Raw genomic sequence first — 243 nt, forward strand, 5'->3', positions numbered from 1 at the left:
GAGCGTTTCAGCTTGGCCCAGCACCAAACTGATTGCGGCTGGGGCCAAATCTGCCGGGTAGCCATATTTCTGCAATGTGCGCCGAACCAGAGCGCGCAACTTCGCCCGTGCGCTCTCTTTGCGTTGCCAATCGACGGTCACGGTTTTCTGGAGTTGTTCGACAAGCACATGCGCAAGCTGTCGCAACTCGTCATTGCCAAGCACCTCTAGCGCGCTCTGATAGTTTCGGCAAGTCTTCCTCCC

General features: G+C 57.2%; 1 protein-coding gene. It reads right to left on the reverse strand.

The features are described 5' to 3' along the window. A partial coding sequence (locus R0J92_RS25885; protein WP_411053796.1) for a type I restriction enzyme endonuclease domain-containing protein occupies positions 1–204 on the reverse strand: 204 nt, incomplete at its 3' end. Positions 205–243 lie beyond the last annotated feature (39 nt).

Origin of the sequence: Tritonibacter sp. SIMBA_163, from assembly GCF_046535935.1 — a bacterium.
Taxonomy (GTDB): domain Bacteria; phylum Pseudomonadota; class Alphaproteobacteria; order Rhodobacterales; family Rhodobacteraceae; genus Epibacterium; species Epibacterium scottomollicae.